Raw genomic sequence first — 15,746 nt, 5'->3', positions numbered from 1 at the left:
ATATGTATAATCAGCATTGCTACCTGTACCCGGCGTAAAGTTTACAACCTGTAACCCCATATCAGCAGACCATTCAGCGATCGTATTATTCCACCACTCATAAGGAGGAATAAAATATCTTACCCCCGAAGTGTCAATGCCCGCATGCTTCATCTTAGATAAACACTGCAACATATCATCCCGAAACTGTGCATGCGTCACCAACAAACTATCTCTCTTTTTCCAATCACAATACAACAAATGTTGATCAGAATGTGGCCCTAAATAATGTCCCTGTTTAATCAATGTACGCACATCATGCCGCTCATAAAACCTGCCAGTAAAAAAGAACGAAGCCTTTACTTTTTGCTGATTCAATACACGTGTAATAGTTGGCAATCCATCTGCAAATTCATCAGCTGTAAACACTAATGAAATTTCTTTTTTAGTTGTATCAGTTCGCACAATGCCTTTCAGCGCACTTTCCTGCGCTGCCAGTAAATAGATCAACACCGCTGTTCCATCCATGGTAGGTTCATTCGTGCTATAATCTCCAAAGTCATCGTGGTACACAGCCAGGTCACTCTGAAAAGGAGCATACTCATCTTCGTTCTGTAATTGAATACCGATCAAACCCTTGTAAATACTGGTATACACAGGACCATCTACCAATCCGCCATCAATCGGATACTGCTTCAAATGTGAAAAAGAAGAGTGCGGATCAGCAGGGGTGTCACCATTCGCTGGCAATCCATACACCATAGAAGTACCCCATGGATTACAACCAAATAACCAGTCAAAACAAGCCTGTTCCAATGGCAGATAAGTATTATCTCCACTGAGTTGCCTGTACCAATAACATTGAATAGTGAATGCCGTCGTTAAATTATTGCTACACCAGATAAAAGGAATGGCACGATAAAAAGCATTGTGATTCGCTTTGTGCCACACACGTTCAATCCCTTCTTTATAAAACTGAATTAAGCTGTCTCTTTGCGCACCCTTCAATTGTTTGGCCAGTTCATAATGACCGGGATTGATAAAAGGATACCATTGATAATGCCGGGCTGTATCTTGCCCTAACCAGGGAGTAACCGGCTCCTGTCTTGCAAAAGACATGGCCTCCGCAGGTTTTGACAACATGGCTGCTGCCAGTTCCATATCATCTGCATAGTTATCTTCTTCATAGAAATAAGGTGACCTGCCCGGCGCCGTCTGACACACACCCGGATATTTCAAACCTAACTGATAAGCCGCCATCGCCTTATCCCGCAGCAGAGAAGAAGCAAACAATTGCGATCCTAATGCAAAACAACCTGCAAACTTACCCGCAGTAGAAGCAACACCTGTAGCCCTGTTTTTATATTTCAACAATCCCTGTGGCTGGCCTGAACAAAAGTATACGGGTCTGAGCAGCCCATGCTGATAAAAATTCGTATCCTGCTCTGGTAAGCGCATCCCCTGATGATCTCTGTCATCGCCAATCTGGTTAAACAGCCAGTCATCAGCAGGATACATTTTCAGTAACCAGTCCAATCCCCATTTTGCTTCATCCATGGCATCAGAGAGCCCGTTTTTGCCACTCAATCCATTCGCCTGAACCGTATCTCCAAATACCCCCGGAAAGTCTCTGCAAGCGGCTAATAAATGATAAGTCGCATTTGCCGAAGTAGTGGCATATTGCAAATAATCAGTGGCATCATGCCACCCGCCTGAAACATTTACAAACGTATCTTTTGGTGCATACACCGTAAACCCATCATGGGTATGACAGCTATCTTTCAAAAACGGATTAAACCCACTCCTTTGCTGCCGCATATATCGCAGGCAAAATTCCGCCGCACCCCCATACACCGATTCACTGATCTCAAACTGCGGAGACCGGGTCGTCCCCGTCTGTATATAATATAGTCCTGCCCGCTGCAAAGCAGAAAAATCCAACCTGCACGTTTGTGCAAACGGACCATATGCCCCCGCGGCTTTTCCGGCCCCATGGCTGTATACTACTTTATTAGTCAGCACATCAACTACCTCAAATTTTTTTAATGTATCTTGGCTCTTACTGCACCAAACAGCTACTTTCATCCCTGCAGGCCGGTATCCGAGCTGATTAATACGGATCCAGTCCGCGGTCACCGAAAGATGTAAAAACAGTAGCAGCAATAGTATGGATAGTTTTTTCATACACTTATCTTTGTCTGTAGAATCAGGATAAATGTAAATTTATTCGTCTTTTTGCACATTATTTTAGTTTTTTTGCGTTTTTCTCTGTAAGTTTATTTGCGGGAATGCGTTTTTATGCGGTTTTATCTGCCAAAATTGATTATCGGTTATGTCACCAGTGCTTTTATTCTCAATTGTCGTAGTCTATTTTATTATTTTATTGGTAGTAGCCTGGTACACCGGCCGTAATTCCAGTAATGAATCCTTTTTTATCGGTAACCGCAACAGTAATTGGATGTTGGTTGCCTTTGGGATGATTGGTACCTCCCTCAGTGGTGTCACTTTTGTGAGTGTACCCGGGGATGTCGCTAAGAATTCCTTCTCCTATTTTCAGGTGACCATCGGGTACCTGTTAGGTTACCTGGTTATTGCTTTTGTCCTGTTGCCTTTGTATTACAGGTTGAAGCTTACTTCTATTTACAATTATTTGCAGACCCGTTTCGGTGTCGCCTCTTACAAAACAGGTGCTTCCTTCTTTATATTATCCAGAACACTGGGGGCTACAGCAAGGTTGTATCTCGTCGTGAATATTCTGCAGGAAGCTATCATGAATCAGTTTGGTATTCCATTTTGGGTCACTACGCTGGTGATCCTGGTCATGATCTTACTCTACACTTTCGAAGGAGGGGTCAAAACCATTGTATATACTGATACCTTACAAACTACCTGTATGCTGCTGGGGTTAGTACTTTGCACCATATACATCCTGCACACCATGGATATCAGTATGGGTGAAAGTCTGAACAGAATGTCGCAGCAGGGCATGACCCGCATCTTCTTCGGCGATCCGAATAGTAAACTTTTCTTCCTGAAACAGATACTGGGTGGGGCGTTCATCACCATCACCATGACAGGTATGGATCAGGAAATGATGCAGAAAAACATTTCTGTAAAAAGACTTCAGGATGCACAGAAGAATGTGGTGACCTTATCCCTCATCCTGATGGTGGTATTAATGTTGTTCCTCTTCTTAGGTGGTTTATTATACCTGTATGCAGAGCAACTGCATGTAGATGTAAAGGGCGATAAACTCTTCCCTGCACTGGCATTGAACCACATGCCTGCGTACATGTCCATCATCTTTATCGTAGCATTGATCTCTGCCTTATTCCCAAGTGCAGATGGTGCTATCACGGCATTGACATCCTCTTACTGTATAGATATTCTGGGTATCAACAGAAATGCGGGACTCGATGAAAAACAAAGAAAGTCAACCAGGCAGCGCGTGCACCTGGTATTTACATTCATTTTCCTGCTATTCGTACTGGTCTTCAAGTGGATTAGCAGTGCCAGTATGATCGGTGTGATACTCACAGTAGCGAGTTATACATACGGTCCATTACTGGGATTATTCTCCTTTGGTATATTGACAAAGCGTCGCGTCAGTGACAAGGCTGTGCCTGTTATTGCAGTTGTAGCACCATTGGTTTGTTTGTTGTTAGATACATATCAATCAAAAATACTGGGCGAGTTTAAGATAGGATTGGAACTACTACTGATAAACGGTATCCTCATGTTCGCCGGATTATGGATCTTCTCAAAACCCTCAGAAAAAACACTTTTATAATATGCTAACTACTGAAATGTCTTCCCGCTTTAACAACCTGGAAAAGATGAGCGTAAAAGCCATTCTGGAAGGTATTAACAGTGAGGACGCCACCGTGCCACAGGCAGTTGCAAAGTCGCTGCCACAAATAGAGAAGCTGGTAACAGCTACTGTAGAACGAATGAAAAAAGGAGGTCGCCTTTTTTATATCGGCGCAGGTACCAGCGGGCGTCTCGGCATACTGGATGCATCAGAATGCCCACCCACATTTGGAGTAGGTTTTGATCTGGTGATCGGGTTGATAGCAGGTAGTGATACCGCCATCCGCAAAGCAGTAGAGTTTGCAGAAGACGATAAAGAACAGGCAGCAAAAGACCTGGATGCCTATCACATCAATGAGAATGATGTAGTGATTGGTATCGCTGCCTCAGGTACTACACCTTATGTAATAGGTGGGGTTCAACAAATGCGTGCCAGGGGTATTGTGACTGGCTGTATAACCTGTAACCTGAACAGCCCATTGGCAGCTGAAGTGGAATATCCCATAGAAGTGCCGGTGGGTGCGGAATTCCTGACAGGAAGCACGCGTATGAAAGCAGGTACTGCACAAAAGCTGGTGTTGAATATGATCTCTACCACCGTGATGATACAACTGGGCAGGGTAAAAGGGAATAAGATGGTAGATATGCAATTGAGCAATCATAAACTGATAGACAGGGGCATCAGAATGGTGATGAGCGAACTGGTAGTAGACGAAGAAAAAGCAAAACAACTGATCGAAGAGCATGGCAGTGTAAGAGCCGCCATTGAAAGCCGGATGCATGAACAGTAATTTACAACGACTTTTTACCATCACACAAAAGCCGGTACGACGTATTATCGGGTTGATGTCGGGTACATCGCTCGACGGACTGGATGTGGCATTGTGCGCGATCAGTGGCAGTGGTATGGATACAAAAGTAGTGCTGGAACAATTTGAAACGGTACCGTATCCCATCGAAGTGAAGGACGAGATCCGCAAGATCTTTGCAAAGGAAACCATTTCCTTTCAGCAGCTTTGTCTGCTCAATCCATGGATTGCCAATCATCATGCAGCATGGATATTACAATGCTTACAGCAATGGAATATAGATCCGTCAGCAGTCGATCTGATTGCATCACACGGACAAACAGTGTATCATAGTCCTAAGATATTGCATCAGCAGGCAGCATTTCCAAATGCTACTTTACAGATCGGAGATGGGGATCACATTGCAGTAAAAACTGGCATCATCACCCTGAGTGATTTTCGCCAGAAGCATATTGCAGCAGGAGGAGAGGGCGCACCACTTGCCTTGTACGGCGATTATTGTTTATTCTCTCAGGAGGGAGAAGACAGGATCATGTTGAACATGGGTGGTATTGCGAACTTCACATTCCTGCCGGGATCACTGGATGCAAACAAAGTATTCGTGACAGATACAGGACCCGGCAATACCTTGCTGGATGCATTTGCCCGTCATTATTTCCAAAAAGAATATGATGAAGATGCACAATTTGCAAAGCAGGGTACAGTGAATGAAAAACTCTTGGCAGCACTAAAAGAAAACTCCTTTTTCAAAGAAGGATTTCCCCGCACGACGGGTCCGGAATTATTCAGCAAAGAGTATGTACTAAAGGCACAACAAGGCATTGAGGTCAATCCATTCGATGTTATGGCCACCCTTACACAATTCAGTGCAGATACTATTACCGATGCATTGCTGAGTGTATTGGACGCAGACAGATCTTACGCAGTATACATGAGTGGCGGCGGTGCACACAATCCATTATTAGTCGGATTGATAAAAGCCCGCATGCCGCACTTAAGAATAAATACCACCAGTGAACTGGGAATAGCCGGCGATGCGAAAGAAGCGGTATTATTTGCTATCCTGGCAAATGAAGCTGTAATGGGAGAAGGAATCAACTTCGGAAAGCCTGGAATGCCAGCTATCACCATGGGAAAATATTCATTTCCTGCATAAACCAGCAAGTTTCTCAAAAAAAAATGCGTGAACCAGCAAAAAAATGCGGATTTATATTTGGATTTGTGCGTTTTTTTGCTGAATTTCAACTCCGGATCGCACCTATTAAATTTTCAACCAAACTAAGATGCTAAAAGAAGAACGCCACGCCTATATACTTCACCAGGTGAACTTACATAATAAGGTGCTGTCCTCACATCTGAGTGAACAGATCCAGGTATCTGAAGATACAATCCGCAGAGACCTGGCAGAACTGGCGCAGGAAGGTAAGATCATCAAAGTACATGGTGGCGCATTATCCAATTCTTTTCATCTCGGTATCACTTCACAGGATGTATATGCTGTAGAAGATAAAAAGACCATCGCGTTAAAAGCAGTACAGCTCATACAGGATGGCATGTTTGTATTAACAACGGGTGGTACTACCATCGCAGAACTTGCGCGTATGCTGCCCAAAGACCTGCAGGCCACCTTTATTACAGTAAGTTTACCGGCAGCTTTTGAATATGCCAACCATCCTAACATCGAAGTTATCGTAATAGGAGATAAGCTGGCAAAAGGTTCCAAGATCACAGTAGGAGGAGAGGCGATTTCAAAGATTAAGATGATCAAAGCAGATCTATGTTTTTTGGGAAACAATGCCATGGATGCAAATGATGGTCTTACAGACAATGACTGGGAAGTGGTACAGGTAAAACGAGCTATGATCAGCACTTCTAAAAAGGTAGTCGTATTATCAATTTCAGAAAAACTGGATACTGCCGAACAACTGAAGATCTGTGATGTAGAGGAGATAGATATTTTAATAACAGAGTTGCCACCGAATTCCAAAAAACTACAGCCTTACAAGAAAAAAGGCATTCAGATATTATAAAACACTTGTGAATAAACCAGGGCCGTACAGCTGCCCGGAAATCAAATCGTCGTTTAGAATGGAAGCTATACGCTAAGGAGAATCAGTAATTCATTTTGCAGGATCGTTGTCGTAAACAGTGAAAGTGTATCGCCTGAAAATAGGTGAGTGAAACCTATTGCCATCAGCCAGCACCCTGTAATCATCTTTTAATCAAAAAAACATTTATCCCTATGGGACATGGGGATAGTATGCCAGGATCTATCGTCTTCACATTTAAAAATTAGCTATGAGAATGTATCAATTATTCCGGCATGTCAAATGCAGGTATCTGTTACTCTTCTTTGTCATGCAGTGTTTAACTGCCGCAGCCGCCTTTGCACAGGTAAAGCTGACGGGTAAAGTAACAGACGAAACCGGCACACCATTGCCAGGGATCACGGTAGCCATCAAAAACACCAAATCCGGAGCAATGACTGATGGAGATGGAAACTTTGTGATCAATGCTGATCTGAAACCAGGTACTTACACAGTGAGTTTTTCCGGAATCGGTTTCGTACAAAAACAAAGTGACCTGGTAATTGGTACAGGAAAAACTTATATTTTAAACACACAGCTCGGTACCTCCGTATCCAAACTGGATGAAGTAGTGGTAACAGGTACTTCGGCAGGTACTACCCGCAAACAACTGGGTAGTTATGTGAGCACTGTAAAAGCAGCAGAACTCTCCAAAGGCGCCACCGGAAACGTATTGGCGGCTTTACAGGGTAAGACTGCCGGTGCACAGGTATCGCAAAACTCCGGTGACCCTGCAGGCGGCATCTCCGTAAAACTCCGTGGTATCAGTACCATCGGTGGTTCTACTGATCCGTTGTATATCATTGATGGGGTTATCATCGACAACTCTACCACCCGTGTTACCAATGCCGATGCAAGCTATGCCGGTGGTAACTCTGTAGGTAACGTAGGGCAGAGCCGTATGGTTGATATCAACCCTGCGGATATTGAAAGTATTGAAGTACTGAATGGTGCAGCAGCAGCTGCCATCTATGGTAGCCGTGCAAATGCCGGTGTGGTACAGATCTTTACCAAACGTGGTTCCAGCGGTGCTCCTGTAGTGAACTTCAGCACCAGTTTCAATGTAAACGAACTGCGTAAAAAACTGGAAGTAAACCAGGCGCCTACCAAGTTCGGTGGCGATCCGGCTACTTCTACTCAAACGATCCTGACGCCTACTATCACCACTACCACCGATGTAAAACGTTACGATTACCAGGACTACATCTTCCGTACTGGTGTAGGTGCTGATAACAACATTTCTGTTACCGGGGGACAAAATAAAACCAAATACTACGCTTCTGCTGGCTATCTCTACAACCAGGGGATTGTAAGAAATACTGATTTCAACCGTTACAGCTTCCGTTTAAACCTCGATCAGGAGCTGAATAAGTGGATTAGTTTTAATGCCACCATGAACTATGTTTATAGCAAATCAAACGAGAAACCGGATGGTAACTCCTTCTTCTCACCGACCAACTCTGTGACCATCATTGGTAACTACTACGACATCTGGGCAAGAGATGCTGTGGGTAATATTCAGGCTGTAGGCGAGCGTGGACGTGTGAACCCGGTTTCCGTAATAGAGGACATCAAACAACAGCAGCAAACGAGCAGGATCATCGCGGGGGCGGGTATCAAACTCAAACCCGTGAAGAACCTGACTGTCGATTATCATATGGGTATTGACAACTATAGTCAGGATGGTACTACCCTCATTCCTCCTTACAAGTATAATGTAAGCTCAAGCTTCTATGGTGGTGGTTCTACACTGGACCCTACCCAGAATGGTTATGCAAGTGCAGGTAGCAACATCTCTTTCATGATCAACCATGACGTGAATGCGACTTACAATGCACAGATCACCAGCCGTCTGGCTTCTGTAACACAACTCGGTTATTCACAGCAATACCAGCGAATGCATTACTCCCTGCAACAGGGTCGTGGTCTGCCTCCTTTCGTCACAACTGTAAGCGGTGCAGCTACTGCTATCACTGGTGCTGACCAGCGTACAGAATTGTCTATCTCCGGTGCTTTCATTCAGCAGAACTTTAAATACCGTGATCAGTTCTTCATCACAGGTGCATTGAGAATGGATGGTTCATCTGTATTCGGTGAGTCAGAAAGAAATCAGCTGTATAGCAAACTGAGTGGTAGCTATGTGATATCAGGTACTGATTACTGGAATAAGATGGGTGTATCTAAATGGTGGAACCTGTTCAAACTGCGTGCAGCTTATGGTGAGTCAGGTAACCTGACTGGTATATCTGCCTATGGCCGTTACAATACATACAATGCAGTTGCATTTGTGGGCGCAGCTTCCTTTACTTCAGGCACTACCTACACCAATCCGAATGTAAAACCGGAAAGGCAGAAAGAACTGGAATTCGGTACAGATCTGGGCTTCCTGAACAATCGTTTGAATGTGTCTGTGAACGTATATCATAAACGTGTAAACGACCTGCTCATCACCAGTTCGATCGCGCCTACACAGGGTTACACCAGCCGCCTGGACAACATTGGATCGCTGCAGAACAATGGTGTGGAAGTAGTGCTGAATGTAGAACCAGTGAAGACAAAGAACTTCACCTGGGATATGACAGCCATTTGGAACCACAATAAGAACAAAGCACTGAATACAGGACAGAACATCATTCTGTACAGCACAAACAGTGGTGCACCGGTAGCTATTGCAAGTGGTCAGCCAATAGGTTTCTTCTATGGTACCTTCTTCGCAAGAGATGCGAATGGCAAACAGATCACCAATGCATCAGGTATTCCTTTGACAGAACTGGGTACACAGAACAGTTCGATGAGTTATACAGCTGGTCGTGATGCAAACGGGTTGCCAACAGGTTCTTCCCTGCAAAAGAAGATCGGTGATCCAAACCCGGACTGGACAGGTACTTTGACCAACGATTTCACCTACAAAAAATGGAACCTGCATACACAGCTGGATGCTGTACAGGGTGGCGATGTATTCAACGCTGACTTCAGAACCAGGCAAGGTGTAGACAATGGTAAAGTTGCAGAGCAGGAAGACAGAGGTCAACTGCCACGTGGTTATATCGCAGGTGTATATGCTATACAGGAATGGAGAATTGATGATGGTTCTTTTGTAAAACTGAGAGAAGTATCATTGAGTTATAATATTGGCAAAGTAAAAGGGATCAGTGACCTGACTGTGAGCGTAGGTGGAAGAAACCTTTATTCATGGGATCACTACAAAGGATACGATCCTGAAGTGAATGCAGCAGGGCAGAGTACAATTCTGCGTGGTATTGACTTCGGTTCAGTACCTGCTCCAAGAACTTACAACGTAGCGATTCGTGCCAAATTCTAAACCATCAAAAAGGAGATTCATGAAAAGGTATATCAATAATTATAGCAGGTCAATCATGGCAGGGATCTTACTCTTCGCTGCTGCATCCTGCAAAAAAGAATATACAGATCCTTCCGGACCTTCATCAGGCAATGCACTCAGCTCTGCCAATGCACTGACGGATGTGGCAGTAGGTTTACAAAACTGGTACACTGCTGCAAGAACGGGAAATGTGTACACCAAGATAGCTGCCAGTAGTCTGCTCACAGGTGAAACCTATGTGGTGAACGCCGGTAATACAGACGAAAACCAGTTGTACCTGGGTGGAACCAATGTGCAAAACACCAATACCATCGTAACAGGTCTCTGGACGGTAAGTAACAAAATCATCTTCGATGCGAACAATGTGCTGAACAATGTGAACAGCGTGGTGACCGATAAGAGCTATGCCAGTGGGCTCATAGCCTACACCTCCATCTGGAAGGCGCTGGCCATTGGTGATATGGCGGAGTTCTGGGAGCAGGTACCGGATACAACAGGTACAAATGTTTCCTTCATCACCAATACTGCTGGTTATACCAAGGCTATTGGTATTATTGACAATGCCCTGGCTGCCATCAGTGCCAATGCAGTGAGCAGCACATTTACCAAAAATATTCCTGCGGGTATCGATCTGCAAAACACCCTGTATGCGCTGAAAGCACGCTATGCACTGTTTGCAGGTGATTATACCACTGCGCTGGCAGCAGCAAACCAGGTGACACTGAGCGTGACATCTACATACAATTACAATGCGCTGACTACAAATCCGATTTTCACACTGGTGACTTCTACGAACAACATCTATCAGGTCACTGATTCTACAATGAGTTTACCAGTAGGTTTACGTCCGGATGCAGATGACAAACGTTATCCATTTTACGTAACCATCAGCAGTAGTCCGCGTTTCAGAATCAAAGGTTTTTATACTTCTACTACACAGGCTATACCTGTATACCTGCCCGGAGAGATCACGCTGATCAAAGCAGAATGTTATGCCCGTCAGCATGATCTCGCCAATGGGTTGATTGAACTGAATAAAGTAGTGACTAAAACTGCATCGCAGGATGCATTTGGCGTAGGCGCTGCATTACCGGGTGAAGTGGCTGCTACAGAAAGCGACCTGCTTGATTTGATCTATAAACATCGTCGTATCGAACTGTTTATGGGTGGTCTGGCCCTGGAAGATGAGCGTCGGTTTGGCAGACCAACTACAGAGCGCAAGCGTTCTTACTTCCCGTATCCATTCGTAGAGCGGAACGGTAATACAAACACACCAACGGATCCATCATTCTAATAACCACTCTCAGTTCAAATCCCCGCTTCAGCCATGTGCAGAGGCGGGGATTTTCTGTTTCGTCTATGAAATTCGCCTTTCTGCATATTATTTTTCCCCATTAATTGTATTGGAATATTTTTGTCTTACCACTCGACCTAACATTCTGTTAATCTCAAAGCAATTTCCAAGGACTATACCTGTTATAATGATCATTGCTATCTTAAAGCGGAAGCGTGCAAGCGTGAACGCCAGTTTGAAGTGTTTGCTGTCGATGTTGTTGCTACTACTTTGCTCACACCATATGAAGGCTCAGTTGTGTACTGGTAGCCTTGGAGACCCTGTTGTAAGTATTGATTTTGGATCAGGTACAGCCACCTATGGTGGTGCACTGGCTTCGGGCATTACTACTTACACTTATGTGGCGCAGGCCTTTCCCAGCGATGGCTATTATACTATTGAGAGCTCAACGGCTGCTTCCGGTACTGTTTGGTGGAGTACCACCGACCATACTGGTGGCGGATATATGATGGTGGTAAATGCCGCCACCTCTGTAAAAGATTATTTCTACAAGAAAACAGTGACTGGGTTATGTGGAGGTACAACCTATGAATTTGCAGCATGGGTCGTAAACCTGTTGCGTTCACAGGATAATAACCCTCCCAACGTTACATTTTCCATTCTATCAACCGACGAATCTACTACTTACGGCTCTTACACCACAGGTTCTATTCCCCTTACAAGTGGTAGTGCCGTGTGGAAGCAATTTGGTTTTTACTTCACCACACCTACTGGTGTCACAGATGTAGAGATCAAGATCAGCAACAGTAGTCCTGGTGGCGCCCCAGCCAATGACCTCGCATTGGATGATATCACTTTCCGTGCCTGTGGTCCTACAGTTACGGCTTATACTACAGACGGTTCTTCTTCCAAAGAAGTATGTAAAGACGATACTACGGTATTTACATTCAATGGTACGGTATCCACCGGTTATTCTGATCCTGCCTATCAGTGGCAGGTAAGTACAGATGGCGGTACTACCTGGACAGATATCAGTGGCGCGACGAGTACTACTTATGTACGTCAGCCAACAGGCGCAGGTACATATCTATATAGAATGTCTGCCGCATCATCCACTAATATCAGTTCAACTGCCTGTAGGGTAAGTTCAAATACTATTACGATACAGGTAGATGATAGTCCTGATCCTCAGGCCAGCAGCAACGATCCTGGGTGTGAAGGCGATACGCTGGAACTGAGTTCATCTACATTTTCGGGAGCTACTTATAGCTGGACAGGTCCGAATGGATTCACCAGCAGTTTACAAAACCCCGTCATCTATGGTGTTACATCAGCCAACAATGGTGATTATATCGTGACCTTAACCACGGCCGTAGGTTGTGCCAATTCAGATACCACCAGCATCGATGTGAATGCAGCGCCATCAGCAGATGCGGGGGAAGATCAGAATATGTGTGAAGGCGCTACCGTAACGCTGGAAGGTAGCGGGGGCAGCACCTATCTGTGGTCGCCCGCATCAACAGTAACAGATGCGACGAGTGCAACAACCAATGCATCTCCTACAGATACGACATCTTATATACTAACGGTGAGTAATGGCACCTGCAATGCGTATGATACTGTTACCGTGAATGTATGGAAACTGCCAACAGCCAATGCCGGGGCAGACCAGCGCATATTTGAAGGAGAGGCTGCACAGTTGTCAGGTACAGCCAGTGGTACAGATGTAAGTTATGCATGGACACCTGTTTATAATATTACAGATGCGACGATACTCAATCCAATCGTGACACCAACAGAAGACACTACCTATACCCTCACCGTCACTTCCAACCTGGGATGTGGAGAAGCAACAGACGATGTATTCATAAGGGTATACAAAACCATCATTATCCCCAATGCCTTTTCTCCAAATGGTGATGGAATCAACGATACATGGAATATAGCAAAGCTCGATACATATCCCGAAGCAGATGTCAATGTATTTAACAGATATGGACAGGCCGTATTCCATAGTCATGGCTATGGTACGGCGTGGGATGGTACTTACAATGGTAAGCCATTGCCGGTAGGTACTTATTATTATGCAATAGATCTGAAAATAGGATTTGGTAAGAATCCCAGTGGTTGGGTCGTGATACTCCGATAAGAAAACCAGCGATATGAATAAAGTGATTATTTTAGGTATCAGCATGCTGCTGGCGATGAATGGATTTGCACAGCAAAAGCCACACTATACCCAGTATATACTCAACCAGTATATTATCAACCCTGCCTTGTCGGGGATTGAGAACTATATCGATGTCAAGGTGAGTCATCGTCATCAGTGGACAGGCTTGAGTGGAGGTCCTGTCACTACCTATGTAACGATGCAGGGGCCGATCAATAAAAAAGATTATCGCACTACTGCTACTTCCTTCGCTGTACCGGGAGAGAATCCGCGTGGACAGCGCTATTGGGAGAATTATTCAGCATCCGAACCACATCATGGGGTAGGTTTGCAATTTATCAATGACGTGACAGGGCCGCTGACGAACCTGAGTGTATTCGGTACGTATGCGTATCATATCGGGTTGACACCCAGAACCAGTTTGTCAGCAGGATTTGGTGTGGGTTTTAGTCGTTTTAGTCTGAATAGTTCCGCCCTGAATTTTAATAATACCACAGTAGATCCGGTGGTGTATTCCAGTGGTATACTGAACAGAACAAAGTTTGATATGACGGCGGGGTTATACCTTTATTCCGCTGATTATTTCATTGGCTTGTCTGCACAACAGATCGTGCCTAATACCCTGAGTTATTCAGATCATACCATCACAACGGAAACGGGTAAAACAGTACCTCATATCTTCCTGACCGGCGGTTACCGGTTTTTGTTGACAGAGGACTTAAACCTGACGCCTTCCCTGATGGTCAAATATATCAGTCCCCTTCCCATACAGGTAGAAGTAAACACCAAGTTACAATACCATGATCTGATATGGATAGGGGCGAGCTACCGTCATAAGGATAGTTTTGCGGGTATGGTAGGTTTCAATATCTCCAATTCTGTGAACCTGGGTTACTCTTATGACAATGCTACAACGGCGCTGGCCTCTTATAACCGGGGTACCCACGAGCTGGTGCTGGGCTTTACTTTTGGCAATAAGTACGATGACAGTTGCCCCCGGAATGTGTGGTAACGCTGTGTGATCGAAACGTTAAATATACAGCTGAGATTCGGCTACTAGTGTGAAAAGCAGTAATTTTCCAGCGCTTTTTTCTTAAACCTTCAACTGTTGACAGCCTGCTCCGTTCATAGGGGCAGGCTATGTTATTATCGGGAAATGTCATCCATTCGTCATTATAAATTTGTAATATCTGGGTAGTTTCCTAAATTCATTGCGGAAGCTTATAACTATTACAAAACCCATGGTCATGAAATTCAAGAAGTCACTTGTGGTGCCATTGTCATTGATATTGGCAGTGTCACTTTGTTCACTTTCGTTGCCCCCTGAAGAGAAGGCAAAGAATCTGAAAGTTTTGCCTAAAAACATCAGTCATGAAGACCTGATGCAGACAATGCATTTGTTCAATAAGTCATTGGGCGTAAAATGCGATTTTTGTCATGCTCATTCCAAAGACGATCCTAAGAAGTTGGATTTTGCCAGTGATGTATTGGAAGAAAAAGAAACGGCCAGGGACATGATGAAGTTGACAATGCGCATCAACAAAAAGTATTTTAAATCCGGTAAGGATGAGAGTGGTAAGCAGATTATGACTGTTACCTGCTACACCTGCCACAATGGTCAGAAAGAACCGGTTGCTACTCCTCCGGGCGGTAATGAGAAAGGTCCTCAGGGTCCTCCACCTCCAGGTGCCCACGATGGTCCGCCACCACCACCTCCGGCAAATCATTAATTTCTTTTCCGGCAGACAGCAGGCCCTGGCTGCCGGAAATATTCTTGTTTGAAATCAGAAAACTTTTATCTTTATTATAACAAGTTCCACTGTAGTTTTTAAATTTAATCTCAAAACCACAACGCACAACAAAACCGATTGTTATGACTATGTTCACAACACTTACCGCACTCGCCGTACTATTCTTTGTTGCACATGTTATTCTTTTATTCACCTCCTTTGGTAAAAATGGTTACCAGAAGAAACGTTATTTTTATTCTCACCTCACCCTCTGGATTACGGGCGTATTGCTGTTCGCGTTGGCTGCTATGTATGCTGGTAAGCAGGTTTCACCTATCCTGGATGTATTTGACACTATTGGTAAACAGGTGCTGATACTGGGTGGTGTAGTCATATTATCACTCACTGCGCACACTATTGTCCGCTACCTGATCATGCCCCGGTTTGTAAAATAATTTGAAGCATATGCTTTGATAAATAGCCGCCTTTGAAAAAGGGCGGCTATTTTTCTTTGAAAATAGTTC

General features: G+C 44.5%; 11 protein-coding genes. 10 read left to right on the top strand and 1 reads right to left on the bottom strand.

Features of this window, described 5'->3' with window-relative positions:
- Positions 1-2,163, bottom strand: a 2,163-nt coding sequence (locus BW716_RS30230) for a glycoside hydrolase family 9 protein (RefSeq protein WP_083729809.1), incomplete at its 3' end; no start/stop codon positions are given.
- 148 nt (positions 2,164-2,311) lie between these two features.
- On the opposite strand from BW716_RS30230, the gene BW716_RS30225 reads away from it, so the two are divergent.
- From BW716_RS30225 to BW716_RS30180, 10 genes are all read left to right on the top strand, one after another.
- Positions 2,312-3,769, top strand: coding sequence for a sodium:solute symporter (locus BW716_RS30225; protein ID WP_083729808.1), 1,458 nt, complete (start codon positions 2,312-2,314; stop codon positions 3,767-3,769).
- A 1-nt stretch (position 3,770) separates the two neighbouring features.
- Positions 3,771-4,580: an N-acetylmuramic acid 6-phosphate etherase gene (gene murQ / locus BW716_RS30220; protein WP_083729807.1), complete on the top strand. Its 810-nt coding sequence runs from the start codon at positions 3,771-3,773 to the stop codon at positions 4,578-4,580.
- Entirely contained in the window at positions 4,570-5,754 is a 1,185-nt protein-coding gene (locus BW716_RS30215) for an anhydro-N-acetylmuramic acid kinase (RefSeq protein ID WP_083729806.1), read from the top strand. Before murQ ends, BW716_RS30215 begins: the two co-directional genes overlap by 11 nt.
- A 127-nt stretch (positions 5,755-5,881) precedes the next feature.
- Entirely contained in the window at positions 5,882-6,628 is a 747-nt protein-coding gene (locus tag BW716_RS30210; protein ID WP_083729805.1) for a DeoR/GlpR family DNA-binding transcription regulator, read from the top strand.
- Between the two features lie 268 nt (positions 6,629-6,896).
- Positions 6,897-10,007 (top strand): SusC/RagA family TonB-linked outer membrane protein, encoded by a 3,111-nt coding sequence (locus BW716_RS30205; RefSeq protein ID WP_083729804.1) that lies wholly within the window; start codon positions 6,897-6,899, stop codon positions 10,005-10,007.
- Positions 10,008-10,026: 19 nt separating this feature from the next.
- Positions 10,027-11,322 carry a RagB/SusD family nutrient uptake outer membrane protein gene (locus BW716_RS30200; RefSeq protein WP_083729803.1) on the top strand — a complete coding sequence of 432 codons (1,296 nt, stop codon included), beginning with the start codon at positions 10,027-10,029 and terminating at the stop codon, positions 11,320-11,322.
- A gap of 187 nt (positions 11,323-11,509) precedes the next feature.
- On the top strand, positions 11,510-13,471 hold the full coding sequence (locus BW716_RS30195; protein WP_083729802.1) for a gliding motility-associated C-terminal domain-containing protein: 1,962 nt from the start codon (positions 11,510-11,512) through the stop codon (positions 13,469-13,471).
- 13 nt (positions 13,472-13,484) lie between these two features.
- Positions 13,485-14,504, top strand: a complete 1,020-nt coding sequence (locus BW716_RS30190; protein WP_083729801.1) for a type IX secretion system membrane protein PorP/SprF — start codon at positions 13,485-13,487, stop codon at positions 14,502-14,504.
- A 235-nt stretch (positions 14,505-14,739) separates the two neighbouring features.
- Positions 14,740-15,222, top strand: coding sequence for a c-type cytochrome (locus BW716_RS30185; RefSeq protein ID WP_083729800.1), 483 nt, complete (start codon positions 14,740-14,742; stop codon positions 15,220-15,222).
- A 143-nt stretch (positions 15,223-15,365) separates the two neighbouring features.
- Entirely contained in the window at positions 15,366-15,677 is a 312-nt protein-coding gene (locus BW716_RS30180) for a hypothetical protein (protein WP_143709125.1), read from the top strand.
- Positions 15,678-15,746: the final 69 nt, after the last annotated feature.

Origin of the sequence: [Flexibacter] sp. ATCC 35208, from assembly GCF_001975825.1 — a bacterium.
GTDB lineage: Bacteria > Bacteroidota > Bacteroidia > Chitinophagales > Chitinophagaceae > Chitinophaga.
The sequence above is the reverse complement of the archived record's forward strand: the minus strand, read 5'-3'. Positions and strand labels throughout refer to the sequence as shown.